The organism is Pseudoalteromonas luteoviolacea NCIMB 1942 (assembly GCF_001625595.1).
GTDB lineage: Bacteria > Pseudomonadota > Gammaproteobacteria > Enterobacterales > Alteromonadaceae > Pseudoalteromonas > Pseudoalteromonas luteoviolacea_A.
In genome coordinates this window covers 1-301 of sequence record NZ_AUXT01000015.1, presented here as the reverse complement: position 1 = coordinate 301, position 301 = coordinate 1, and the positions used below count along the sequence as shown (strand labels likewise).

Annotated in this window: 1 protein-coding gene; it reads left to right on the top strand. The window is 45.2% G+C overall.

The genetic code is table 11. The annotated features are described in order from the left end of the window. Window positions 1-279 (top strand): IS66 family transposase (locus N482_RS01685; protein WP_155730440.1); only part of this gene is annotated, 279 nt, incomplete at its 5' end. Window positions 280-301: the final 22 nt, after the last annotated feature.

Here is a 301-nt window from a genome sequence, read left to right as displayed (position 1 = left end):
TTTGAGAAATTCAGGCGTTATCTAGAAGATGGCAGGCTCAGTATTGACAACAACCGCGCCGAGCGGGCAATAAAACCGTTCGTTATAGGGCGCAAAAACTGGCTGTTCTCAAACACCTGTAATGGTGCACATGCCAGTGCCATACTCTATAGCCTTGTTGAAACGGCAAAAGCCAATGACCTTGTAGTGCACGATTATATAGCAACTTGTTTGCAGCACCTTGCCGAGCAACCTAATAACCTAGAGCCATTGTTACCTTGGAACATTAAACAAGACTAGGTGTAGTTAGCTAGACGCTTAC